Below are 23,156 nucleotides of genomic sequence, written 5' to 3'. Positions count from 1 at the left end.
TCCAGCTTCAGGAGACAGAGTGTGCTGAACCCCGATTGGTATTTACTGGACGTGGTCGATGGAGTGGACCTCAATCGGCCCGGCATCTACCAATGGGAAATCGCTGGGTCGGGCCGCTACATCGGCAAATACACGCGCTCCAGCCGCCCGCTGAAGGAATATGAGCGCAATGTGCGTCGGCTGCTTGCCGGGGAAGCCTATCGTCCCGCCAAGCCCGATGGGTTCCGTTATATCCATCGTGCGCTTGCCGAAGCGGTTGGCGAGGGGCGCTCGATCACCCTGTCGATTTTGGAAAATGTCGATCCGGCACTGCTAGGCGCTAGGGAACGCTCTCTCGTTCGAGAGCGGCAATGCAACCTCAACGGCTCTGGCCCTCTGCAACGGGTTGCAGCGGAGCCTGTCGCTGTATCCCTTGACGAAATCGGCCCCCTGATCGAAGCGGCCAAGCAGACCGCAAAGCGATATTATGCGCTCACCGGCAAACCGCTGGGGATCACGGGGGAAGTGGGCGAGTATGAGGCGGCGCGTCTGCTCGGCCTTACGCTGCTGGACGCCCGTTCCCCCGGATATGATGCCATCGACGCGCAAGGTCGTCGTATCCAGATCAAGACCCGGATGTATGATCCCGGTAAGGCGCTGGGCGGCCAGCGTATGGGGGCTATCAAGGCGGCCAGCATCTTTGATGAGGTGATGCTGGTCATGCTCGACATGGATTATAGCCCATGGATCATCTGGCGGGCTGGGCGCGGACAGGTGCTGGACGCCCTTGCCGCGCCCGGTAGCAAGAGCCGTAATGAACGTGGCGCGCTTTCGGTCTCGAAGTTCCGCAGCTTCGCTGAACCTGTGTGGGTGCGAGAGTGATGTCCGAACAGGATAACCGCTATGGCTTGCTGGCGTGAATTGCGCTGCTCCTGTGCGATTTGCGGTCGTTCCTCGCGGTGAGGAGCAACAGTAAATAGACAACGAAAGTCTGCTACAAAATCTGCTACAAAACGCTGGGGATCAGGGTAAAAAAATGGCTGTTTTCCGCCAAAAATCAAAGCTGGCGTGGTTTCCCTCCCTCTCCGCCACTTGATATCAAAAGCTTCCGTATCCAGCCGGGGTCAGGACCAATATTGGTTCAGCCGTTCCGCCTCCTGGTCGATCGTGCCGGGATCGCCTTCGCCGGTCAGGGCATAGGACATGTCGCCGCGTCGCCAGTAGGCGACGGACTGTTTGCCTTCCCGTACCGTGTCGGGGATGGCGGGGCGTCGCTTTTCTGTCGTGTCGCGAAGATGGACAGGCGCTCGCCCGCGCCGGTTCTGATCGCGACGAGAAGGGCGGGACTTTTCCCCGCCGGGAAAAGCTGAACGTCGGTCACGTTCCAGTCGGCGGGCAGTGTGGGCAGGAAGATGTGGGTTCGCGCCAGAAGCTCATGATGGTCGAGCGCCTGCCCTTCGATTTGTGAAGCCATGTGCGCCCGGATCAGCGCGACCCGGTGAGAGGCGACGGCCATATCGACATAATCGGGCGGGCTAGGTCCGGTCGCCAGCAGCAATGCCAGCGCGGCCGCTGTTCCGGTCCCGCCGACCGTCGCTGCCCTGCGCCAGAAAGGCCGGGCTTTCGAGGGCGCAAGCGCCGCGCTGTCGTCGAGCAAATGGCCGGAGAGCTGTTCCTTCCTGTGCGCCAGCAGACGGAGTCCCGTCCGCGCGCTGAGGTCGGCCATCACCCGCGCCGCGAGGTCAGGGCGGGCGGCAAGATGCGTTTCCACGGCAAAGCGTCCGGCATCGTCCAGTTCATCATCGATATAGGCGTGCAATTCGTGATCGGCGGGTTCCTCAGTCATCCTGTCCTCCAACCAGACGCAACGTCGCCCGCCCATCGACGCTGCCAGAGCTCCGCAAGCCCGCCCGCGCCCGCGCCAGCCGTGACATGATGGTGCCCACCGGCACGTCCAGCACCTCGGCCGCTTCCTGATAGGTCATGCCTTCGACAGCGATCAGGTGCAGGACCGATCGATGATGGTCCGGCAGCGCGGCGAAGGATTGCCCCAATTGGGCAAGCTGCACCCTATGTTCCTGCCCGGCATCGACATGCGCCATCACCGTTTCGGCAAAGCGCGCGTCGCGCCGCGCCTCGGCGGCTTCGCGCCGTTTGCCCGATATGAAGACATTGTGGACGATGGTGAGCAGCCATTGGCGCCTGCTACGGCTGGGTTGAAAGCTGTCCTGCCGCTCGATCGCGCGCACCAGCGCGTCCTGGACCACGTCGTCCGCGTCCTGATCGTCGCGCGCGAGGGAGCGGGCATAGCGGCGCATGGCGGTGAGGTCGTCGCCGATCGGGCCGCCGGTCCCGCTTTTCAGCCAGCGCATGATATCAGTTCCCGGGCCATGGCGGACGGTGGGGCATCCGCCAGGCAATCGGCATAGGCTTGATAAACAGGCGCAAGGACATCGTCCCAGTCATAGCGTTCGGCAGCCGCGCTGGCCATCGCGCTCATGCGGCGGCGGCGGCGGGGGTCGCCGATCAAATGTTCGACCGCGGCGGCATAGGCGGCCGCGTCTTTCGGTTCGACCAGCAGGCCCGTGACATCATGGGTGACAAGAGCGGCGGCGCTCGGCACGTCCGCCGACACGACGGGCAGTCCACTCGCCATCGCTTCGAGATTGACGTTGCCAAAGGCTTCGGTGACGCTGGGATTGATCAATATGTCGGCGCTGGCGATGGCGGTGCCGAGCGCTTCCCCCTCCAGATGCCCGGCAAAGGTCGCATTGGGCAGGCGTTGCGCCAGCCAGCTGCGGGCCGGCCCCTCTCCCACGATCAGTGGACGCAACCCAGGGTGACGCTGACGCAGAAGCGCGATCGTCTCGGCAAACACGTCCAGCCCCTTTTCCAGGACGAGGCGGCCAAAGAACAGCGGCACAACATCGTCGCGATCATAGCCATAGGCCGCGCGCACAGCGTCGGATCGGAGTGACGGATGGAAGCGCGCGCGATCGACGCCCCGGCCCCATATCGAAACCTTTGCCTCTCCATAAGCGCTGGCGAACTCATCGGCGATGGGCAGCGTCGGCGCCAATATGCGGTCACACCGGCCATAAAAGCGGTCGAGATAGCGCTCGATCGGCTTGCGCAGGAAGGACAGGCGATAATAGTCCGCATAGGTTTCAAAGCGCGTGTGCACGCTGGCGATCACGGGCAGATCATTTTGCCGGGCGTAGCCGAGCGCCTGCCATCCAAGCCAGTCGGGCGCTGATAGGTGGATGATGTCGGGGGCGAAGCTGTCGAGATCGGCGCACGCGGCGGACGTAAGGCCCAGGGCCAGCCGATATTCGGGCCGTCCCGGCAAGCCGAGCGAACGAACGGCCTGGATATCTCCAACGGCGGCGAAGGCGGGCTTTGGCGCGCGCGGGGTGTAGATGCGCACTGTTACGCCATGGCGCGCCTGAAGATAATCCACCAGCCGGTTGAGCGCCTGATTCGCGCCGTCCCGTACGCAGTCATAATTGCCGGAAAATAGGGCGACCCGCATTGGCCGCTTTGCATCTCGGGCGGCGATCGGCGGGCGGGGCGAGCGGTCGAGGTGGAGAAGCGTTGCCATGATGCGACGCTTACGCATGCCGTCGCGCTTTTATTCCGGCTCACCTCCTTTTTTCAACAGGCAGCGTAAGGCGAACTGATCGGGGACGGGAGGCGTCCCGTTGGCCACTGGCGAGCGCACGGTTCGTCCTGTAGCGCGATCATCGCCCGTGTGCTTTGGAATGGAGACGATAGATCCTTGGTTAGACCGCCGATTTCTGCTGCCCTGTTGCGCGCACTTGCCCTGTTGTTGATGGTGTTTCCGGCGGCTGCATGGAGCATGCCCGGCAATCGTCCTACCCCCGGCTATACGCGCGTTGCGATAGAGACGTCGGTTGGCACGATCGTGGTTGCAGTCGACAACAAGCGGGCGCCGCGCACTTCGGCCAATTTCCTTGCCTATGTCGATGATGGCCGGTTCGATGGCGTCACCTTTTACCGGGCGGCGCGGCGCAAGAGTGATGCGAGGCTGGGGCTGATCCAAGGCGGGATCGATACCGACGCGCGCCGGTCCCTGCCGCCGATCCCGCATGAGCCGACCAGCAAGACCGGCATCCGGCATCTCGACGCGACCCTGTCGATGGCGCGGCCCAACCGGCCGAATTCGGCGATGGGCAATTTCTTCATCACGGCGGGTGCCACCCCCAATATGGACGCGCGGGGGGACTATATCGGCTATGCCGCTTTCGGCCATGTGGTTGCTGGCATGGATGTCGTGCGCCGCATCCTGGCCATGCCGACCTGTTGCGGATCGGGGCCGATGCGGGGGCAGATGATCGTTAAGCCGGTGACGATCATTCGCGCAAAGCGGCTGGATGGAACGGCGCGGCCGACGCGCGGGGTGAAGCCTTGGCTGATCGGCCTGCGGCGCAAGGCGGCTTCCTGACATTTCCTCTGTTCCGGGCAGCGTTCAGCCGTCAGGATAAGTGCTGAAAGGAGAGTGCCATGGCGGCGGGACGCATCAGGGTAGGCATTGGCGGATGGACGTTCGAGCCATGGCGCGGCACCTTTTATCCCGAAGGGCTGCGGCAGAAGGATGAACTGGCCTATGTCGGCCAGCATCTGACCGCGACGGAGATCAACGCCACCTATTACAGCACGCAAAAGCCCGCGACCTTCGCCAATTGGGCCAAGGCGGTGCCCGACGGCTTCCAGTTCGCGGTGAAGGCGTCGCGATACTGCACCAATCGTCGCGTGCTGGCGGAGGCCGGGGAATCGATCGGCAAGTTCGTGGGGCAGGGGATCGCGGAACTTGGCGACCGGTTGGGTCCGATCCTGTGGCAGTTCATGCCGACCAAGAAATTCGAGCCGCAAGATTTCGGTGCTTTCCTGAAGCTGCTGCCTGATTGCGTCGATGGCGTCCCGCTGCGCCATGCGCTGGAGGTGCGGCACGAAAGTTTCGATGATCCCGCCTTTTTGCAACTGGCGCGCGATGCGGGTGCGGCGGTGGTGCTGGCCGACCATGACGAATATCCTGCCATTGTCGGCCATGATGTGGGCTTTTCCTATTGCCGCCTGATGCGCACGCGGGAGGAGGAAGCGACCGGCTATTCGCCCAGGGAAATTGGCGGCTGGGCAAAAAAGGCGCAAGCGATGGCGGATAATGGTGACGTCTTCGTTTTCTACATCAGCGGGGCCAAAGTGCGTGCGCCCGCCGCGGCCCAAGCGATGATCGTTGCATTGGGGTAACAGGGCTGTTGCATTTGCTGCAACTGCGAACGCGTCCTTTGCGATTGAGGCAAAGGGCGTGTTCCATCATATGCGTTCTTGTCCAAACAGGGCGCAAAACAAAAATTGCAGGAAACGAAACATGCGGCACACTATGCAGGGCGTTGCGTTGATGGTTGCGGTCGGTGCGCAGATGCTGACCTTCTACTCGGTGCTTTTCGCCTGAGCGATTAATCGCTCCCTTCATTCCTCGTCTTGGGGGAATTTCAAAAAGGCCGCCCGGCTATTGTCAGGGCGGCTTTTTTATTGCTAGCGATTGCGTGCAATGAGCCAGCCTCTGCTATTCGTCTACGGGTCTCTCCGGCCTGGATTTTCAGGGGATATGGCTCGCTGGCTGGCATCAGTGGCGGAATTTGCGGGTGCTGCCATTGCGAGCGGCGCGCTTTACCGGATCGATTATTATCCCGGCTTCGTTCCCGGTGCTGACGGAATTGTCACGGGTGAGCTGTACCGGCTGCCTGATCCTGACGACATCCTTGCCATTCTTGACGAGCATGAGGAGTGCGCGGCGCATTTTCCCGCGCCTCATGAATTTGCGCGGGAGCAGATTAAGGTGCGCGGCGCTGCGGGGTCGATCGATGCATGGACTTATGTCTATGCGCGCGATGTCGCGGGGCTGGAGCAAATCGCGAGCGGCGATTTCTTGGCCTGACCGCTTGCGCTGGGCGGACGGGCCGATAATCTGCGGCGGCCGGGGGGCTGCGGAGAGGAAGCGCGATGAGCAGTGAGAATGCAGAACCCGGCCCCATGGATCGCCTGCCCGAAGACCGCAGCTGGATCGACAGCACAGGGCTCGACCGGCGCAAGCTGCTGATGACCGGCGCCTTCGCGGCTGGTTTCGCCGCCGCATGCCGCCCGGTGTCGAGCAGCGCCGTGCAGACATCGGGCGAGGGGCTGGCCCTAGAGACGGTTTCGATCGCGGCGAGTGATGGCTTTGCCATGCCCGCCTATGTGGCGCGGCCGGAAAAGGCGAAGAACGCGCCGGTTATCGTCGTGGTGCACGAGGTTTTCGGCGTCCATGAATGGGTCCGCGACATGTGCCGTCGCTTTGCGCGAGAAGGCTATTATGCGATCGCGCCCGATCTGTTCGCGCGCCACGGCGATGCCACCAAGATAGCCGATATCCAGAAGCTGATCAGCAGCATCGTGTCGAAGGCGCCCGATGCGCAGGTGTTGTCCGACATTGATACGACCTATGATTGGGCGGGCAAGCATGGCGGCGATGCGACGCGGCGGGGCATTACAGGCTTTTGCTGGGGCGGGCGGATCGTGTGGCTTTATGCCGCGCACAGTGCGCAACTGGATGCAGGCGTTGCATTCTATGGGCGGCTGGTCAGTGAGAAGACAGCGTTGCAGCCGTTGAGCGTGGTGGAGCAGGCGGCTGCGCTAAAGGCGCCGGTGCTGGGACAATATGGCGGGTTGGACAAGGGCATCCCCGTCGCTGACGTCGAGGCTATGCGCGCGGCGCTGATGAAGGCGGGCAAGTCGCCGCCGGACGAGGTTACGGTCTATCCAGATGCTGATCACGGCTTCATGGCCGACTATCGGCCGAGCTATAATGAGGCGGCGGCTAAGGAAGCCTGGGCAGCTACGCTGGAGTGGTTTGGGCGCTATGTGAAGGGCGTCGGATAAGGGTGATGCCCGTTCGTGTCGAGCGAAGTCGAGACATAGGATGTGCCAGCGCTTCTCGACTTCGCTCGAAGCGAACGGAGGTTGGGGGAGACGGGGGAGGCGTTCCCTATTTCGCCTTCATCGACTGCACGGCAGCGAGGGTGCTCTTTACATGGCCGGTATAATTCATCTCGCTGTGAACGAAGACGATCCGGCCGTTGGGCGCGATGACGTAAGAGGTGCGGTCGGTTATGCCCGGTGCCATCTTCAGCGCGACGTCATAGCCCGCGATGATGTCTGGCCCGGCCGAGGCGACCGCGAACTTGCCCGCGCACTCCTTGGTCGAGAAAGCGACAAGGTCGTCCACCGGATCGGCCGACATGCCTATCACCGTCGCGCCCGCTTTCCTGAAATCATCGATGTGCGTCGCGAACTCGCGCGCCTCGGCGGAACAGCCGGGCGTGAAAGCCTTGGGGAAGAAGTAGAGGACGACCGGGCCATGCTTCAACTGGTGGGACAGGGTAAGGGTGAATGTCTTGCCCGCCCGCGCGCCGCGCGTGGTGAAATCGGGCGCCTTGGCACCGGCAGACAGCGCCGCCATGGCGCCGGTCGATCCCAACATGGTGGCGGCAAGGGCCATTGCGATCATCGCACGCTTCATCATCACCCGTCTCCATCCTTTGCGGCAGAGCAAGGGTGATGGCCCCAAGCCGTGCCGCTGACAAGCCTGTAGCTGGAACCCTTCACCGCCCCGCCGGTTCATTACGGATGCGCTTGCTTTTCGCCATGCCGTTGCTGTTGCTCGCCGCCTGTGACGACAAGGGCGGGGAAAAGCCCCGCATGTCGACCAACATCGTCGATGAGCAGGCGACCTATGATGTCAGCAACGAAACGCCTGCGCAGGATGAAACGCTGGCGGCAGGCAATGAGACGCAGCCCGGGCGGACTGACAACGCATCTGTTTCCGCCGGTGCGGACGGGACGGGAACGACATCGCGCGTTGATGCAATCCCTACGGCATTGCAGGGGAGCTGGACGGGCCTTAACGACCGTTGTGGCGATCGGTCGGCTGAACTGGAACTCAAGGTGACGTCGGACAGCCTGATCTTCCATGAAAGCGTCGGGACGGTGACGGGAGTTGCGACCGGAGTCGGCGGCAAGGTGAAGGTCGATGCCGCCTTTACCGGAGAGGGGGACAGCTGGACCAAGAAGCTGGAACTGCGCCCGTCGGCTAATGGTCGGGAACTCACCATCATCAATGACGGGGCGGCGGTGACGCGCAAGCGCTGCTGAAGCGCTTTCCGTTTGTCGCGAGCGTCGCTAGAGCGGGGCGATGATCGGCCGCCTGACCTTGAGCGATTTCCGCAATCATGCGGATGCGCTGATCCTTCCCGATCATGCTTTCATCGTGCTGACCGGCGAAAATGGCGCGGGGAAGACCAACATATTGGAAGCGGTGTCGATGCTGGCGCCCGGACGCGGCCTGCGCGGCGCGGCGTTGCGCGACATGGCGCGGCAGGGTGGGCCGGGTAGCTTCGGTATCGCGGCGGAAGTGGACGGGGTGGTGCTGGGGACCGGCACTTCGCCCCAAGCGCCCGATCGACGTCAGGTGCGGATCGGCGGCGTTGCTTCGTCGGCCAATGCGCTGGCCGATCATCTGGCGATCGTGTGGCTGACCCCGGCGATGGACCGGCTATTCATGGATAGCCCCGGCGGACGGCGGCGGTTTCTGGACCGGCTGACGCTGGCGCTGCATCCGGGGCATGCGGTGCACAGCGCCCGTTATGAGGCGGCGATGCGGGCGCGCAATCGGCTGTTGTCGGACTTGCCGCGCGCCGACCCGTCATGGCTGACGGCGCTGGAGGCGCAGATGGAGGAGCATGGCGCGCTATTGTCCGCCGCGCGTGCTGATCTCGTTACCCGGCTGGGCGTGGAACTTGTTGGCCAGCCCGATGAGCCTTTTGCCCGTCCGCTGCTGGCGATCGACGGGGAGGAGGAGGGCGATGGACCGCTTGCCCAGCGGCTGGCGCGGGAGCGGCGGCGGGATGCGGCGGCTGGGCGTACATTGTCGGGACCGCACCGGCAGGACCTTGCAGTCACCCATGCGGCCAAGGGGCAGGCGGCGGCGCTTTGCTCCACGGGCGAGCAGAAGGCGCTGCTGTTGTCGATCCTGCTTGCCCATGCCGCACTGGTCGCCGCTCATCGCGGCCAGCCGCCGGTTTTGCTGCTCGACGAAGTGGCGGCTCATCTCGACCCGTCGCGGCGAGCTGCGTTGTTCGGCCGGTTAAGAAAAATGGGCGGGCAAGTGTGGATGACGGGGACCGAAGATAGTCTTTTCAACGAGTTGGGTCTAGCAACACGGTTAACGGTAACGGCGGGCCAGCTTTTTCGTTCCGCAGGTTAACCCGCCTCCGCAACAATTCACCGCTTGGCGCTTCTCAACTCATCCTGGCTCTGCGCTAAAGACACCACGGGGTTGATAACGCACAACAAGTCGGGGGTCGTTTCACACATGGTCGGTGCTTTTCGCGCATTTATCGCGACTGTCGTGCTTGCGCTCGGCGCCCTGATCGTGACCCCTGCCGCCGCTGGCGTTCTGCAGTGCGCACCCTATGCGCGTCAGGTTTCCGGCATCGCACTTTATGGCAACGCCAATACCTGGTGGGGTCAGGCCGAGGGCCGCTATGACCGTGGTCATGAGCCGCGCGAAGGCGCTGTCCTGGCCTTCGCCGCCAGCCGTTCCATGCCCGTCGGCCATGTCGCCATGGTCAGCAAGGTGGTCAGCGATCGCGAAGTGCTGCTGACCCATGCCAACTGGTCCTATCGCGGCGGCATCGAGCGCAATGTGCGCGCCATCGACGTGTCGCCCAATAATGACTGGACGGACGTGCGCGTGTGGTACAGCCCGATCGGCGGCCTTGGCCTGCGCTCGAACGCCGCCAAGGGCTTCATCTATCCCGGCCATGCCGGTGAGGCCGCGCCGGTTCAGATCGCCATGGCCGATCGCGTGAACCCGGCCGCTGCCGCCGCTGGCGCTGCTTTCTGACAGTTTAACCAGTTCATAAGAGCCGCCGGATAATGTGATCGGCGGTGGGGCGATTCTCAGTGGTTTGAGGTCGCAAATAATGTTTCGATATGTTCGCGGGGCGGCTTGGCTGCTGGCGGCGCTGGTCGCCACGCCGGTATTCGGCGCAACCGCTTTGCAATGCGTGCCCTATGCGCGGATCGTGTCTGGCGTGAATATCCGGGGCGATGCGCTGACATGGTGGGATCAGGCGCAGGACCGCTATGCCCGTGGGCACGTGCCCCGGCGCGGCGCCGTCATGACCTTTCGCCCCTATGGGCCGATGACCCTTGGTCATGTCGCGGTGGTCAGCAAGGTGCTGGACGACCGGCGCGTGCTGATCCGTCATGCCAACTGGTCGGTGCCCGGCGCGATTGAGGAAGATGTGCTGGCGCTGGATGTGTCCGATGCGGGAGACTGGAGCCAGGTGCGCGTATGGCACAGCCCGACCGGGCAGATGGGCGCGCGGACCAATCCGACCTTTGGCTTCATCTATCCCGACAAGCCGCAACTGCATGCGTTCGAGCCAGATCCCGCGCTTGGCACCAGCGTGCGGCTGGCGAAGGCGGATGCCGAGGATTGGAAGCCGACAAAGGCGGTGATCAAGGCTGACGGAGAGGAGCCGTCTCTGCGCCTTGCGAGCCTTGGCCGATCCTTGCGCAAGGCGGCGCACGAGCCGAAGCTGGAAATGGATATGCGGGCGATGCAGTTCGCGGATGCCGCGCCTTCCGGGCGGTCGTTGCGCGACATCATCGCCGATGTGAAGCGGGATGCGCGGCTGCGCTGACGGGTTTGAGCGACCTCTGTTCGTGTCGAGCGAAGTCGGGGCCCGTTATGTGCAACCGTTTCTCGACTTCGCTCGAAGCGAACGGAGGTTATTGGGAAGCGCCGGTCCTATGAGGATAGGCCAGCTTATTCCGCGTCGGCGGCCTTTTCCTCTTCGCCGTCGGCCCCGCGCTCGAACCAGGCTTCCACCGGGCCGGAGAGCTTGATCGTCAGCGGCTGGCCGTGGCGGTCCTTGGTCTTGCCGGCGGCGACGCGGATCCAGCCTTCGGAAATGCAATATTCCTCAACATCGTTGCGGACGCGATCCTTGAAGCGGATGCCGATGCCCCGTTGCAGCACGTCCATGTCGAAATGGGGGCTGCGCGGGTTGGTGGAGAGGCGGTCGGGAGGCGTGTCGCTCATGGCTGTTTCAGATCCTTCGTTTCGCGCCGCCTAGCCTTTTGGCCGCGCCGCCGTCAACCGGGGCGCTTCGTCCACGTCGCAGAAGATGCGCCGGATCACCCCCTGTTCCAGCCAGGAGGCAAAGCGCGTCTCGGCATCGGCCAGCCCCGCGAAGGGATAGGCGACCGGCTGGTCATTGACGGCGCGGCTGGCGTGCACCAGCCGGATCATGGCATCGGGCGCGGTTGTCAGAATGCGGCCGCGCCGGTCGGTGGCGGCGCTGTTGACGCCAATGACATGGCCATCTTCGGCAAAGACGGGGCCACCACTGATCCCGGACAAGGTGTCGTCGCTTTCGGGCAGGCGCGCGACTTCTGCCCAGGCGAGCACCGGCTGGGTTTCCTCCGTCCGTCCGCGCCGGGCGCTGGCCGCGCCGATCAGTTCTGATACGACAAGCGCCGCGTGCCCGGCAGGGAAGCCCATGTGGAAACCGAGCGATCCCGGCGCGGGCACGCGATCCGACAGCGGCAGCGCGTGATCGCTGGGCAGGCCGTCGCGGACCAGCGCGGCGTCGGCTTCCCGGCTCTCCACGATGCGGGACACGGCGCGGGCGACGCCACCGTCCTCCAGCCCGATGCGGGAGCAGTCATGGGTGACATGTTCGGCGGTCAGCCAGGCGCCGTCCCGATCGACGGCGAAGGCAGTGCCCATGCTGTCGGATGGCGCGGCCGCCCGATCCTCGATCACGAAGGCTTCATCGCTCCATTGGGGCATGGGTCGGCGGGGCGATCGGGGATCGAAGCTTTCGACCCGTAGCGGCGTCGGTTGCGTCACCTCGCCGATCCAGGCGATCGTCAATATGACGCCCAGCATCAGCGGCAGGCAGCCGACGCTCCGCCGCGCCATGGCTCAGCCCGCCACGGCCGCTGCCGTCAGGCAGGCGATCGCGACTTTCATCATGGCAAGGAAGACGGCGGCCGACCGCTCATTCGCTTCGATCCGCGCCGACAGGGAGCCGAGCAGAAAATCCACGAAGCGGAAGGCAATGAGTTGCAGAATCAGCGTGACGCTGCCCCAGATAATCACGTCCCAGACATTGACCGACCCGGCGAGACACAGCGCCAGAGGGATGGTCAGCCCGATCGCGGCGCCGCCAAGGGATATCGCCGCCGCCTCATTCCCGGCGCGGATCAGGGCGAATTCGTCGTGCGGCGTGATCCACATATAAAGCGCCAGTGCCGCCAGCCAGGCCAGCGTTGCGGAGGCGAGGTGCAGCAGGAAGATGGGGAGCCCGGACAGCAGGCTCTGGATGACGGGCATGGGATCGCTCATGCGACCAAGGATGCCGCAACCTGATCCCCGCTTCAATCAGGGATCGGGTTGCGGAAGTGTTTCTATGCCCGGAGCTTCGTGCGTTTATCGGCACTGCCTCCTATTTCCGTTCGCCCTGAGCCTGTCGAAGGGTTCTACTTCTTTTTAGGAAGTAAAGGGCTTCGACAAGCTCAGCCCGAACGGGGTTGGGTGATTCAGATTAGAGGCACGATGCTCCAAGTCAGACAGCTATGCCTCAGCGGCAGATACGCACCCGGACGTCCCGGTCGCGATAATAGTCATAGCGCCATTCGGTCCAGCAGCGCTGGCGATAGCGATAATGGCTCCGCCGTCCATCGCGCCAGTAGCGGCGGTCGTTGTCCCAACGGCGGTCGTTGCGCCGGTCCCAATCGCGGTCATGGCGCCCATCACGCCAGTCGCGGTCGCCATAGCCATAATAGCCGCCGCGATATTGCGCCTGGGCGGGCGCGGCAGTCGCGCCCAGCGCGGTAATCGCCAATCCGAGCGCGGTCGCGCCCTTCACGAAGATGTTCATTTCCTCTCTCTCCTCACTAGCACCCCCGGACGCATGGCGTTCAGTGGGGCTACGGATGAGAAGATGCACTTGGTTGACTGAACCGTCCGGGAACGGCGCTGTCAGCCAGCGTTCAGGGGGGCTATTTGCCGCGCAGTTCGTCCTCGGCAGACACCATATAGTCGCGCGTGATCGGCAGGGATCGGCGATTGCGCGTATATTGAACCTGGTAGTTCACCATGCTGCCATGTTCGAACACCGTCGCCGCGCCCGCCAGATAGAAGGTCCACAGGCGGAAGAAGCGTTCGTCATAAAGCGCGATGATATCCGCCCGGCGCGCCATGGCGCGGGCATACCATTGGCGGATGGTGAGGCCGTAGTGCAGCCGCAGCACTTCGACATCCGTCACCATGAGGCGCGTGCCCTCGCTGCCCTGGATCATTTCAGAGAGCGCCGGGATATAGCCGCCGGGGAAGATATATTTCTGGGTGAAAGCGTCGGTGATGCCCGGCCCATCGACGCGGCCGATCGTATGGATCAGCATCACGCCATCGGGCGTCAGAAGATCGCGGCACTTGTCGAAGAAGGTGCGGTAATGGGCCGTGCCGACATGTTCGAACATGCCGACCGACACGATCCGGTCGAACGGCCCCTCTATATCGCGGTAATCGATAAGCTCGAAACGGACATGGTCAGCGACGCCGGCCTCCTCCGCCCGCTGCCGCGCGACTTTCAACTGTTCCTCCGACAGGGTGATGCCGGTCACATCGACGCCGCAGGTGCGGTGCAGATAGAGGGCCATGCCACCCCAGCCGCAGCCGATGTCCAGCACCTTCATGCCCGGCTTCAGATGGAGCTTGGCGGCGATGTGCGCTTTTTTGTCCTCTTGGGCCTGCTCCAGGCTGATCCCGGCCTCATTGTCCGCGTCGGGAAAATAGGCGCAGCTATATTGGCGGTCGCGATCGAGGAAGAGGGCGTAGAGGGCGCCGGACAGATCATAATGGTGGGCGACGTTCGTCTTTGACCGGGCGCGGTGATTGGCGCGCCAGAGCGTCTGGCGGATCGATTTGAACCCGCGCTTCAGCCGCCCCTTGTCGCTGATCGACTTGCCGCTTTCCCAGCTGTTGTTGGCGCGGATCAGCGAGATCAGTTCCATGATCCCGCCGCCTTCGATTGTGACGCGCCCGTCAATATAGGCCTCCGCCATGCCAAGGCGCGGGTCCTTGATGATGTCGAAGGGCACGCGCGCGTCGCGGAATTTCAGCGCGAGCGAGGGGAAGGCCGGATCGGGCGCGCCCGCCGTCACCTTCCTGCCATCATGATAGATGATGGTCAGCTGTCCCCGTGTGACAAGCCGCTTGATGACGCGATCGAATAATTTCATGGGCGGCAAATTGTCAGGTCATGCAGCGCCCGTCAAATGCCTGCATACCAATCATAATTGGCGCGATCTTCCCAATAGCCGCCCTTGCCGTTGCCGATGCCGGACAGGGTGCTGACCGCCTTAATCTCCATTAAATATTTGGCCTGCTTGTAGCCCAGCTGCCGCTCGACCCGCAGTCGCAGCGGCGCGCCGTTAGCTACCCTCAGCGGCTGGTCGTTGAGCGCGAAGGCGAGGATGGTTTGCGGGTGAAACGCGTCGAATATGTCGATGCTTTCATAATAGGGCCGCCCGTCGCCCATGAAGTCCGCGCATTTGAAGACGAGATAGCGCGCGCGGTCGCTCATCCGTGCACCGTCGAGGATGAGGCGGAGCGATACGCCGCGCCATTTGCCGATCGCGCTCCATCCTTCGACACAGTCATGGCGCGTGATCTGCTCGCGATGCGGAAGGTTGTGCAACTGGGCAAGGGACAGCGAAAGAGGGCGGCCGACCAATCCCGTGACCTTTAGCCGCCAATCGGCAAAGCCGGTTCGCCACAGAGCGCGATATTCCGGCGTGTCTGGATTGGCGGTGCCATTGGGCCGGAAGAAGGGGGAAATCTGGTCGGGCCTGAACTCCCGCGCCAGCGCGTCGCGCGCCATCAGGCTGCGCTGCGCCCATTTGTGGAAATTCTCGGCAGAGAATAGCGCGTCCCGCACATGTTCGTTGCGCCCCAGCCGGTCGCATCCCGACAGCGTGGCCGCCGCGCCGAGCATCAGCGTGCGGCGATTGAGGATCAGGCTCATGGCCGCTCTTCCGGTAAGCGGTAGCGGCCGGTGATCATCGATCGCAGCTCGTTCGCCGGGCCTGCCAGCATAACCATCGTGATATGGACGAGGAAGAAGGCGACGAGCGCGAAGGCGGTGATGAAGTGGATCGACCGCGCCGATTGCCGCCCGCCGAACAGATCGACCAGCCACGGCCAGGCGGCGTTCATGCCCGGCGACATGGTGAGGCCGGTGAGAATGATGAGTGGCAGGGCGACGAAGATGACCGCGATATAGCTCGCCTTTTGCAGGACATTATAGCGCAGTGCCGCCTGACCCGTCGGGAAGCGCAGCCGCGCATGATCGAGGATGTCCTGCCAGACATGGCGTGGGGCAAGCTCGCCCTTCCGGAAGGCGAGGTCGCGCGCGATATGGCGGCCCAACAGCGCCCACAGCATATAGGCAAGCAGGGCGAAGGCGAAAATTGGCGCTGCGGTGAGGTGCCAGTGCCGCGACATGGCCAGATCATAATGGGCGGGCAGGGTGATCCACTGACCAAAGCGCTCCAGCTTCAGCCAGGGCTGATCGAAGTTCGCGCCGAACTGCCCCCAGTAAAGGCGCGGATGGGCATTGAAGATGCCAAGTCCGCTGGTGAAGAGGATGTAGAGCAGTCCTGCATTGATCCAGTGCCACAGCCGCACCGGCCAGCGGTGGCGCAGTACCGGCGGCGCCTTGTCGCCTGAGGGGGAGAGGCCGCTGTCCATCGCTCTGCTGTTACCCTTTTGCATCAGTCGCGTCAAAAGCTGCCGTAGCGATCAGAACGTATCCGAAATGAGGTGCCGGTTCATCTTCTGGCCACATTCTCTGTGGATAGGAGCGCTCGGCCTTGCCTCAAGATCACGCTGTGGCGGAAAATGGGGGAATAAGATGGTGAAGAAAAGATGACTGTTGCGAAATAGCATCATCGATCGACAATCTTCATATCGATATTGCAACATTGATCAAAGACAGCCATATGCGCCCTCGCTTACGACGCAAGATCGGGGCAAGCAGGGATGGAGTAAAGGGGTCACTTCATAGCGACGCTCGAAGCTGAAATGCTTCGATACCATGCCTGTTATATATCAAGAGTGCGATCCGCTTCCTGGATAATGCACGTCTTACCGCATGAGGACATTATGAAAACTGTGATTTTCGCAGCTGTTGCTGCTGCCGCTTTCTCGGCTCCCGCTTTCGCGCAGGACGCTGCTCCCTTCACCGGCCCCCGCGCTGGCGTGACCGTTGGCTATGACAGCTTCGGCGACGAAGAAGGCGTAAGCTATGGCGTGAGCGCTGGCTACGACATCGCCCTGACCCCGTCGATCACCTTTGGTCCGGAAGTGACCTTGGGCGACACCACCACCGACGTTCCGGGTACGGACCTGAGCCGCGATCTCGCCGCTTCGGTGCGTCTGGGCTACGTCCTGACCCCGCAGGTCCTGGCGTTCGGCAAGGTTGGCTATGCCAGCACTCGCATTGAAACCACTGGTGTCGGCGGCGCGGCATTCGAAGGCGTCCGCTTCGGTGGCGGCCTGGAATATGCCATCACCGGCAACACCTACATCTCGGCTGAATATCAGCGCACCGAGTATGAAGCTGGCATTGGCGGCCGTGACGCTGGCGTTGTCGGCATCGGCTTCCGTTTCTAATCCTTTCGGGATCTGAAACACAGGAGGGCGGTCCCATCGGGGCCGCCCTTTTTGTTTGTCGGCTTTGGCTTCGCAGGTAGCTTCGCGAAGCTGACGCCGTGAATTGCGAGCAGCCTCGTATGGGGGCGAAGCGGTAAGCGATGCTATGGTGATCGAGCGAAGTCTTGCGTGGGTGCCGGGCTGCTGCCCTCCATCCCCACGAAGCTATAGCGAACCGGCCAGAGCCAGCACCACGCCGCTTCCGACCAGCAACAGGCCCATCACCTCGCCGCGGGTCATCCGCTCTCCAAGGTAGAAGTGACCAAAGCCCAGGGTGAAGGCGACCTCTATCTGACCCACGATGCGGACCAGCGCGACGGGGGCGGTCGCAAATCCGGTGAACCAGCAGGCCGATCCCAGGGCCGAGAGCAAGCCGACCTGCCCTGAAATACGCCAGCTCGCGAAGACTTTCCGCATCTCCGCCGGTTCGCGCAGCAGCAGATAACCGCCCTGCATCAGCGTCTGGAGTGACACGGTGGCCACCAGTACGACGAGGGCGGCCAGGATCGGGTCGCTGCCGCCGACTTCCTGCGTCGCGCGCCTGATGCCGATGGCGGTGAGCGCGAAGAAGAAGCCCGACGCGATGCCGGTCAGCGCGGCGGGCTGACCGAGCGCCTTGAGGAAATCGGCTGGCCCCATGCGCTTGCCGCCGGTCGACAGCAGCATGACTCCGACAACGCCGCAGCCGATGCCCGCCCAGGCGAGTGGGCTGAGCCGCTCACCCATCAACAGGAAGGACAGCGCCGCGCCCTGCACCGCTTCCGTCTTGGAATAAGCGGTGCCAACCACGAAATTGCGGTGGGCGAAGGCCATGATCAACAGGTTGGTGGCGATGATTTGCGCAAGGCCGCCGCCGATGCAGAACAATAGGAAGGACGGGTCGGGGTGAGGCAGGGGCGCCCTGCCTATCAGAACATATCCGGTCAGCAGCAACAGCGCGAAGGGCAGGCCGTAAAGATAGCGGACCAGCCCGGCGGCGTTGATCGACAGGCTATGGCTGACCCGCCGCTGCACGGCGGTGCGCCAAGCTTGCATAGCACCCGCGAACAGGGTGGCCGGGAGCCAGATGGGTGAAGTGATCATTTAATCCTCCCCATCATGAGATGGGGAGGGGGACCGTGCGAAGCATGGTGGAGGGGAAGCGCGCGACAGTTGTTCAGGATATGCCGCATCACGCTATCCAGATCGGTAGGAACATCGATAGCTTTGATCCTCAGAACCCTGAACCCCTGCGCCCGCAGCCAAATGTCGCGCTCATCATGCGTGACCCGCTCGATGTGATCATGCCCGCTTCCATCAATCTCAACCGCCAAGCGGGCTGAAGCACAGTAGAAATCCAGCACATAAGGCCCCACCGGATGTTGGCGGCGGAACTTCAATCCGCTTGGCCGTTGCCGCAGCCATTGCCACAGCGCGACTTCTGGTGGCGACATCTCTCGCCGGAGCCCGCGCGCATTTTCGACCGTTTTTCTTCGCGGAGGCATCGCGCATTTCCCCTCCACCACTCGCTATGCGAGCGGTCCCCCTCCCCATCTTTCGATGGGGAGGATGTAAAGGTCATGCCCCTTCGAGAAGGCCTTCCTTCTTGATCTTCTCCTGCCAGACCAGTGGGGCGAGGCGGTGGACATTCTGACCTTCGCTGTCCACGGCGACGGTCACAGGCATGTCCTGGACGTCGAACTCATAGATGGCTTCCATGCCCAGGTCTTCAAAGCCAACGACCTTCGCGCCCTTGATCGCGCGGGCGACCAGATAAGCCGCGCCGCCGACCGCCATCAGATAGGCGCTTTTATGCTTGGCGATGGAGTCCGTTGCAGCCGGGCCGCGCTCAGCCTTGCCGACGCAGGCGGCGAGGCCCTGTTCCAGCATCATGTCCATGAACTTGTCCATGCGGGTCGCGGTCGTGGGACCGGCCGGGCCGACTACCTCATCGCGCACCGGATCGACCGGGCCGACATAATAGATGACGCGGCCCTTGAAATCGACCGGCAGCGGCTCGCCTGCGGCCAGCATATCGGCGATCCGCTTGTGCGCGGCATCGCGGCCGGTCAGCATCTTGCCGTTCAGCAGCAGGCGGTCGCCATGCTTCCAGCTCTGCACGACTTCCGGCGTCAGATTGTCGAGATCGACCCGGATCGCTTCCTTGCTCGGCTTCCAGTCGACCTGCGGCCATTCGGAGAGCTTGGGCGCTTCCAGATAGGCCGGGCCTGAACCGTCGAGCGTGAAATGCGCGTGGCGGGTCGCGGCGCAGTTGGGGATCATCGCGACCGGCTTGCCCGCCGCATGGCAGGGATAGTCGTAGATCTTGACGTCGAGGATGGTGGAAAGCCCGCCCAGGCCCTGCGCGCCGATGCCCAGCGCGTTGACCTTGTCGAAAATCTCGATCCGCAGCTTCTCGATATCATTCTGAGGCCCACGGGCCTTGAGTTCGCCCATGTCGATGGGCTCCATCAGCGATTCCTTGGCCAGCGCCACGGCCTTTTCCGCTGTGCCGCCGATGCCGATGCCCAGCATGCCGGGCGGGCACCAACCCGCGCCCATTTGCGGGATCATCTCCAGCACCCAGTCCACGATCGAATCGCTGGGGTTCATCATCTTGAACTTGGTCTTGTTTTCAGAGCCGCCGCCCTTGGCCGCGACGTCCACCGTAACCTTGTTGCCCGGCACCATCTCGACATTCAGCACGCAGGGCGTGTTGTCCTTGGTGTTTTGGCGGGAGAAAGCCGGGTCCTTCAGGATCGAAGCGCGCAGGCGGTTTTCGGGGTTGAGATAAGCCTTGCGCACGCCGTCATCGACGACGTCCTGCATCGAACGGCTGTTGTCGTCAAAGCGACAATCCATGCCCCATTTGATGAAAACGTTGACGATGCCGGTGTCCTGGCAGATCGGGCGATGCCCTTCCGCGCACATGCGGCTGTTGGTCAGGATCTGGGCAATGGCGTCCTTCGCCGCGGGATTGGCTTCGGCGTCATAGGCTTTGCCGAGCGCGCGGATATAATCCATCGGGTGATAATAGCTGATGAACTGGAGCGCGTCGGCGACGCTCTCGATCAGATCGGCGGTCTTGATGACGGTCATCTTGCCTGCATGTCCCTAATTAGCGCCCGGCCCTGCACGGCGGGTCTTCGCAGGCGCGGCTAATAGGGATTGCGGCCAGAGTCCAGATATGCCGCGTCAGCTATCGGTTGGCATAGGGGAACATGTGCCACCAGGGCTCCTTCTCCTCCAACACGCGGGCAAAGCTCGGCCGCGCCTCCAGCCGGTCGAGATAGGCGGCCAGTGCCGGAAAGCCGCCGCGCATCGGTTCCACCTTGTCGGCATAGAAGAGAGCGGGGGCAGCGGCGCAATCTGCCAGCGTGAAGTCGTCCCCCGCCGCCCATTGCCGCGCCCCGATCCGCTCCTCCAGCATCGCATAGGCCTTGCCCAGCAGGATGCGCGCTTCGCCCACGCCATGAGCATCGCGCGCATCGTTTGGCCGCAGCCGGTCAGCGACGATCTTCTGCATCGGCGTCATGACATAATTGTCGAACAGCCGGTCCATCAGCCGCACCTCCAGTGCTTGGGCGGGATCGGCGGGGATCGGGCGGGAGGGGCCGGGGCACTGCTGCCCCAGATATTCGATGATGATGCTCGCCTCGGCGATCGTCTGGTCCCGCGCCTCATCGCGCAGCACCGGGAACTTGCCTAGCGGCCACAGCGCGAGCCATGCCTCCGCCACGCCGGGGTCCTCCATCATCGCGCGTTCGAACGATGTGTCATTCTCGTAAAGGGCGATCAGCACCTTCCAGCAATAGGAGGAAAGGGGGTGATAATAGAGAATCATCGGCTCTGCCTCTTTGCATGGTCCGGGGGGGTAAGATCGTGCCTCTTACCATGGTTTCCGGGCGGTTTCTTGGCTGCTCCTCATCCACAGTTGATCCACATCAGCTTGTGGATAAGTTGTGGATGAACCACCATCCTTAGCGGAACAGGGCAGGGGTGCTGACCTGATCCCGGCAATTTCGGGCCTAAGCGAAAATTATTTTCGTTCTCAAATTGTTTCCCTTGCCTTTTGCAGGACCGTGGGAAGTCGGCGCGTCGCTGCAATGCAGGATGACCGCCATGCCATACAGATAGCATCTCCTCCGCCGCCCGGAGTCTCCATACCGTCATTTACCCTCTTGCAAGCAGATCAAGCTGTGGCACTATCCCTTGTATCGGGTTAACGGGGGTTACCCAACAGATTGTGATTGCACCGGCCGGACCGTTTTCCGGGCGAGAGGCGTTTTGTCTCATGCGATCCGCTGCTGGCGCACCCCGCTGCCGTTCCGGGCGGCCTTACAAGATGAGGCTTGACCGAATCGAACGAAACAGGAACATTCGGGGGCTCGGAATGGATTTTCGTGACAGCGAACAGACAGGTGCAAGTGACGTGGCGACGGTAATCGATGAAGTGGTGGAAGCAGTGGCGGAAAAGAAGGCTGCGCCAGCCAAGGAGGCCGTGCGTTCTTCATCGTCCATCCAGGCGCGCCGGTTCGACGTGGTCACGGACGAAAGCCGCGATGCGCTGCTCACCGAGTTCGGCAAGGACACGCTGAAGGACCGCTATCTGCTGCCCGGCGAAAATTATCAGGACCTGTTTGCTCGCGTTGCTGCGGCCTATTCCGACGATCAGGCCCACGCCCAGCGTGTTTACGACTATATTTCGCGCCTCTGGTTCATGCCCGCCACCCCCGTCCTGTCGAACGGTGGCACCGGACGCGGCCTGCCGATCAGCTGCTATTTGAACAGCGTCGATGACAGCCTGGAAGGCATCGTCAACACCTGGAACGAGAATGTGTGGCTGGCCTCCCGTGGCGGCGGCATCGGCACCTATTGGGGCAGCGTGCGCGGCATTGGCGAGCCGGTCGGCCTTAATGGCAAGACCAGCGGCATCATCCCCTTCGTCCGCGTGATGGACTCGCTCACCCTCGCAATCAGCCAGGGCAGTCTGCGCCGCGGGTCTGCCGCCTGTTATCTCGACGTGTCCCACCCGGAGATCGAGGAGTTTCTGGAAATCCGCAAGCCCAGCGGCGACTTCAACCGCAAGGCGCTGAACCTCCATCACGGCGTCCTGCTGACCGACGAGTTCATGGAGGCGGTCCGCACCGGCGCTGAATTCTCGCTCAAATCGCCCAAGGACGGCTCCGTCCGTGGCACGGTCGATGCGCGCAGCTTGTTCCAGAAGCTGGTGGAAACCCGCCTGGCGACTGGCGAGCCCTATATCGTCTTCTCCGACACCGTGAACAGCATGATGCCCAAGCATCATCGCGATCTCGGCCTGAAAGTTTCGACTTCCAATCTTTGTTCAGAAATCACACTGCCGACGGGTCGCGACCATCTCGGCAATGACCGGACGGCGGTTTGCTGCCTTTCGTCCCTGAATCTGGAAACCTGGGACGAATGGAATAAGGACCCCGTCTTTGTTGAGGACGTCATGCGCTTCCTCGACAATGTGCTGCAGGATTATATCGACCGTGCGCCGGACGAAATGGCGCGGGCGAAATATTCGGCGGGACGTGAACGGTCAGTGGGCCTGGGGGTGATGGGGTTCCACTCCTTCCTCCAGGCCCGTGGCCTTCCTTTTGAAGGGGCGATGGCCAAGAGCTGGAACCTGCGCATCTTCAAGCATATCAGCGAGAAGGTGAACGACGCCTCAATGCAGCTCGCGGTTGAGCGTGGGCCGTGCCCGGACGCCGCCGACATGGGCGTGATGGAACGGTTCAGCTGCAAGATGGCGATCGCGCCTACCGCGTCGATCAGCATCATCTGCGGCGGCACATCGGCCTGTATCGAACCGATCCCGGCGAACATCTACACCCACAAGACGCTGTCCGGCAGCTTCGTGGTGAAGAACCCCTATCTGGAAAAGATCCTGCGCGACAAGTCGAAGGATTCGACCAACGTCTGGAACACGATCCTCGAACGCGGCGGGTCGGTGCAGCATCTCGATTTCCTGAGCCAGGAAGAAAAGGACACGTTCAAGACCAGCTTCGAAATCGACCAGCGCTGGCTGCTCGAACTCGCCGCCGATCGGACGCCCTTCATCGATCAGGCGCAGTCGCTCAACCTGTTCATTCCGGCGGACGTGGAAAAGTGGGACCTCATGATGCTCCACTTCCGCGCGTGGGAGCTGGGCATCAAGTCGCTTTACTATCTGCGGTCAAAGTCGGTGCAGCGCGCGGGGTTTGCGGGGGGCGTGGAAGCCGACAACACGATCGACGCACCGAAATTCGAGCTGGCTGGGGGAAGCACAGACTATGACGAATGTCTTGCGTGCCAATGAGCTAATGGGGGGGATGGGCGC

26 protein-coding genes are annotated in these 23,156 nt (G+C 62.8%); 11 read left to right on the top strand and 15 right to left on the bottom strand.

Annotation, left to right across the window (positions count from 1 at the left end):
• The first annotated feature begins 21 nt into the window (after nucleotides 1-21).
• Complete coding sequence (locus ACZ5TH_RS09915) at nucleotides 22-861, top strand: DUF6998 domain-containing protein (protein ID WP_464793791.1); 840 nt, start codon at nucleotides 22-24, stop codon at nucleotides 859-861.
• Nucleotides 862-1,168: 307 nt separating this feature from the next.
• Here the strand turns inward: ACZ5TH_RS09915 and ACZ5TH_RS09910 are convergent, their stop codons facing one another.
• The 3 genes from ACZ5TH_RS09910 to ACZ5TH_RS09900 are packed head-to-tail and all read right to left on the bottom strand — an operon-like array spanning nucleotide 1,169 to nucleotide 3,598.
• Nucleotides 1,169-1,825: an anti-sigma factor family protein gene (locus tag ACZ5TH_RS09910; RefSeq protein ID WP_464793790.1), complete on the bottom strand. Its 657-nt coding sequence runs from the start codon at nucleotides 1,823-1,825 to the stop codon at nucleotides 1,169-1,171.
• Nucleotides 1,818-2,351: a sigma-70 family RNA polymerase sigma factor gene (locus ACZ5TH_RS09905; RefSeq protein ID WP_464793789.1), complete on the bottom strand. Its 534-nt coding sequence runs from the start codon at nucleotides 2,349-2,351 to the stop codon at nucleotides 1,818-1,820. Before ACZ5TH_RS09905 ends, ACZ5TH_RS09910 begins: the two co-directional genes overlap by 8 nt.
• Nucleotides 2,339-3,598: a glycosyltransferase family 4 protein gene (locus ACZ5TH_RS09900; protein ID WP_464793788.1), complete on the bottom strand. Its 1,260-nt coding sequence runs from the start codon at nucleotides 3,596-3,598 to the stop codon at nucleotides 2,339-2,341. The genes ACZ5TH_RS09905 and ACZ5TH_RS09900 overlap by 13 nt, the downstream gene beginning before the upstream one ends.
• Before the next feature lie 213 nt (nucleotides 3,599-3,811).
• Here ACZ5TH_RS09900 and ACZ5TH_RS09895 point away from each other — a divergent pair, with 213 nt between their 5' ends.
• The 4 genes from ACZ5TH_RS09895 (at nucleotide 3,812) to ACZ5TH_RS09880 (ending at nucleotide 6,918) form a co-directional block, all read left to right on the top strand.
• Nucleotides 3,812-4,444: a peptidylprolyl isomerase gene (locus ACZ5TH_RS09895; RefSeq protein ID WP_449474685.1), complete on the top strand. Its 633-nt coding sequence runs from the start codon at nucleotides 3,812-3,814 to the stop codon at nucleotides 4,442-4,444.
• 59 nt (nucleotides 4,445-4,503) lie between these two features.
• A complete protein-coding gene (locus ACZ5TH_RS09890; RefSeq protein WP_464793787.1) occupies nucleotides 4,504-5,247 on the top strand; it encodes a DUF72 domain-containing protein in 744 nt (247 codons plus the stop codon).
• 304 nt (nucleotides 5,248-5,551) lie between these two features.
• Nucleotides 5,552-5,938, top strand: a complete 387-nt coding sequence (locus ACZ5TH_RS09885; protein ID WP_464793786.1) for a gamma-glutamylcyclotransferase family protein — start codon at nucleotides 5,552-5,554, stop codon at nucleotides 5,936-5,938.
• Nucleotides 5,939-6,003: 65 nt separating this feature from the next.
• Complete coding sequence (locus tag ACZ5TH_RS09880; protein WP_464793785.1) at nucleotides 6,004-6,918, top strand: dienelactone hydrolase family protein; 915 nt, start codon at nucleotides 6,004-6,006, stop codon at nucleotides 6,916-6,918.
• Nucleotides 6,919-7,024: 106 nt separating this feature from the next.
• Here ACZ5TH_RS09880 and ACZ5TH_RS09875 read toward each other — a convergent pair whose 3' ends face one another.
• Entirely contained in the window at nucleotides 7,025-7,558 is a 534-nt protein-coding gene (locus ACZ5TH_RS09875) for a peroxiredoxin (RefSeq protein WP_464795091.1), read from the bottom strand.
• Between the two features lie 107 nt (nucleotides 7,559-7,665).
• Between ACZ5TH_RS09875 and ACZ5TH_RS09870 the strand changes: the two genes are divergently transcribed.
• The 4 genes from ACZ5TH_RS09870 to ACZ5TH_RS09855 all read left to right on the top strand — a co-directional run bounded on the left by ACZ5TH_RS09870 (nucleotide 7,666) and on the right by ACZ5TH_RS09855 (nucleotide 10,748).
• Entirely contained in the window at nucleotides 7,666-8,190 is a 525-nt protein-coding gene (locus tag ACZ5TH_RS09870) for a hypothetical protein (protein ID WP_464793784.1), read from the top strand.
• A 40-nt stretch (nucleotides 8,191-8,230) separates the two neighbouring features.
• A complete protein-coding gene (gene recF, locus ACZ5TH_RS09865; protein WP_464793783.1) occupies nucleotides 8,231-9,301 on the top strand; it encodes a DNA replication/repair protein RecF in 1,071 nt (356 codons plus the stop codon).
• 108 nt (nucleotides 9,302-9,409) lie between these two features.
• The gene (locus tag ACZ5TH_RS09860; RefSeq protein WP_464793782.1) at nucleotides 9,410-9,943 is read left to right on the top strand and encodes a CHAP domain-containing protein; all 534 of its coding nucleotides are present in this window, start codon (nucleotides 9,410-9,412) and stop codon (nucleotides 9,941-9,943) included.
• 79 nt (nucleotides 9,944-10,022) lie between these two features.
• Nucleotides 10,023-10,748: a CHAP domain-containing protein gene (locus ACZ5TH_RS09855; RefSeq protein WP_464771364.1), complete on the top strand. Its 726-nt coding sequence runs from the start codon at nucleotides 10,023-10,025 to the stop codon at nucleotides 10,746-10,748.
• Nucleotides 10,749-10,873: 125 nt separating this feature from the next.
• Here the strand turns inward: ACZ5TH_RS09855 and ACZ5TH_RS09850 are convergent, their stop codons facing one another.
• From ACZ5TH_RS09850 to ACZ5TH_RS09820, 7 genes are all read right to left on the bottom strand, one after another.
• Entirely contained in the window at nucleotides 10,874-11,149 is a 276-nt protein-coding gene (locus tag ACZ5TH_RS09850; RefSeq protein WP_460986840.1) for a DUF3297 family protein, read from the bottom strand.
• A gap of 30 nt (nucleotides 11,150-11,179) precedes the next feature.
• On the bottom strand, nucleotides 11,180-12,034 hold the full coding sequence (locus tag ACZ5TH_RS09845) for a S1 family peptidase (protein ID WP_460986839.1): 855 nt from the start codon (nucleotides 12,032-12,034) through the stop codon (nucleotides 11,180-11,182).
• Nucleotides 12,035-12,037: 3 nt separating this feature from the next.
• The gene (locus ACZ5TH_RS09840) at nucleotides 12,038-12,460 is read right to left on the bottom strand and encodes a DUF350 domain-containing protein (RefSeq protein ID WP_449474264.1); all 423 of its coding nucleotides are present in this window, start codon (nucleotides 12,458-12,460) and stop codon (nucleotides 12,038-12,040) included.
• Between the two features lie 235 nt (nucleotides 12,461-12,695).
• Nucleotides 12,696-12,995: a hypothetical protein gene (locus tag ACZ5TH_RS09835; protein WP_460986838.1), complete on the bottom strand. Its 300-nt coding sequence runs from the start codon at nucleotides 12,993-12,995 to the stop codon at nucleotides 12,696-12,698.
• A 121-nt stretch (nucleotides 12,996-13,116) separates the two neighbouring features.
• Complete coding sequence (locus tag ACZ5TH_RS09830) at nucleotides 13,117-14,358, bottom strand: class I SAM-dependent methyltransferase (protein ID WP_464793781.1); 1,242 nt, start codon at nucleotides 14,356-14,358, stop codon at nucleotides 13,117-13,119.
• 32 nt (nucleotides 14,359-14,390) lie between these two features.
• A complete protein-coding gene (locus ACZ5TH_RS09825; RefSeq protein WP_464793780.1) occupies nucleotides 14,391-15,143 on the bottom strand; it encodes a molybdopterin-binding protein in 753 nt (250 codons plus the stop codon).
• Nucleotides 15,140-15,868, bottom strand: a complete 729-nt coding sequence (locus tag ACZ5TH_RS09820; RefSeq protein ID WP_464795090.1) for a cytochrome b/b6 domain-containing protein — start codon at nucleotides 15,866-15,868, stop codon at nucleotides 15,140-15,142. Before ACZ5TH_RS09820 ends, ACZ5TH_RS09825 begins: the two co-directional genes overlap by 4 nt.
• 414 nt (nucleotides 15,869-16,282) lie before the next feature.
• On the opposite strand from ACZ5TH_RS09820, the gene ACZ5TH_RS09815 reads away from it, so the two are divergent.
• Nucleotides 16,283-16,792 (top strand): outer membrane protein, encoded by a 510-nt coding sequence (locus ACZ5TH_RS09815; protein WP_464793779.1) that lies wholly within the window; start codon nucleotides 16,283-16,285, stop codon nucleotides 16,790-16,792.
• Between the two features lie 204 nt (nucleotides 16,793-16,996).
• Here the strand turns inward: ACZ5TH_RS09815 and ACZ5TH_RS09810 are convergent, their stop codons facing one another.
• The 4 genes from ACZ5TH_RS09810 to ACZ5TH_RS09795 all read right to left on the bottom strand — a co-directional run bounded on the left by ACZ5TH_RS09810 (nucleotide 16,997) and on the right by ACZ5TH_RS09795 (nucleotide 20,654).
• Nucleotides 16,997-17,914, bottom strand: coding sequence for a DMT family transporter (locus ACZ5TH_RS09810; protein WP_464793778.1), 918 nt, complete (start codon nucleotides 17,912-17,914; stop codon nucleotides 16,997-16,999).
• Entirely contained in the window at nucleotides 17,911-18,264 is a 354-nt protein-coding gene (locus tag ACZ5TH_RS09805) for an endonuclease domain-containing protein (protein ID WP_464795089.1), read from the bottom strand. The genes ACZ5TH_RS09810 and ACZ5TH_RS09805 overlap by 4 nt, the downstream gene beginning before the upstream one ends.
• A gap of 124 nt (nucleotides 18,265-18,388) precedes the next feature.
• Nucleotides 18,389-19,909 (bottom strand): fumarate hydratase, encoded by a 1,521-nt coding sequence (locus tag ACZ5TH_RS09800; protein WP_464793777.1) that lies wholly within the window; start codon nucleotides 19,907-19,909, stop codon nucleotides 18,389-18,391.
• Between the two features lie 100 nt (nucleotides 19,910-20,009).
• Nucleotides 20,010-20,654: a glutathione S-transferase family protein gene (locus ACZ5TH_RS09795; RefSeq protein WP_464793776.1), complete on the bottom strand. Its 645-nt coding sequence runs from the start codon at nucleotides 20,652-20,654 to the stop codon at nucleotides 20,010-20,012.
• Nucleotides 20,655-21,203: 549 nt separating this feature from the next.
• On the opposite strand from ACZ5TH_RS09795, the gene ACZ5TH_RS09790 reads away from it, so the two are divergent.
• Nucleotides 21,204-23,135 (top strand): ribonucleoside-diphosphate reductase subunit alpha, encoded by a 1,932-nt coding sequence (locus ACZ5TH_RS09790; RefSeq protein ID WP_464793775.1) that lies wholly within the window; start codon nucleotides 21,204-21,206, stop codon nucleotides 23,133-23,135.
• The last annotated feature ends 21 nt before the right edge of the window (nucleotides 23,136-23,156 follow it).

Source organism: Sphingobium sp. TomTYG73, assembly GCF_055394245.1.
The sequence above is the reverse complement of the archived record's forward strand: the minus strand, read 5'-3'. Positions and strand labels throughout refer to the sequence as shown.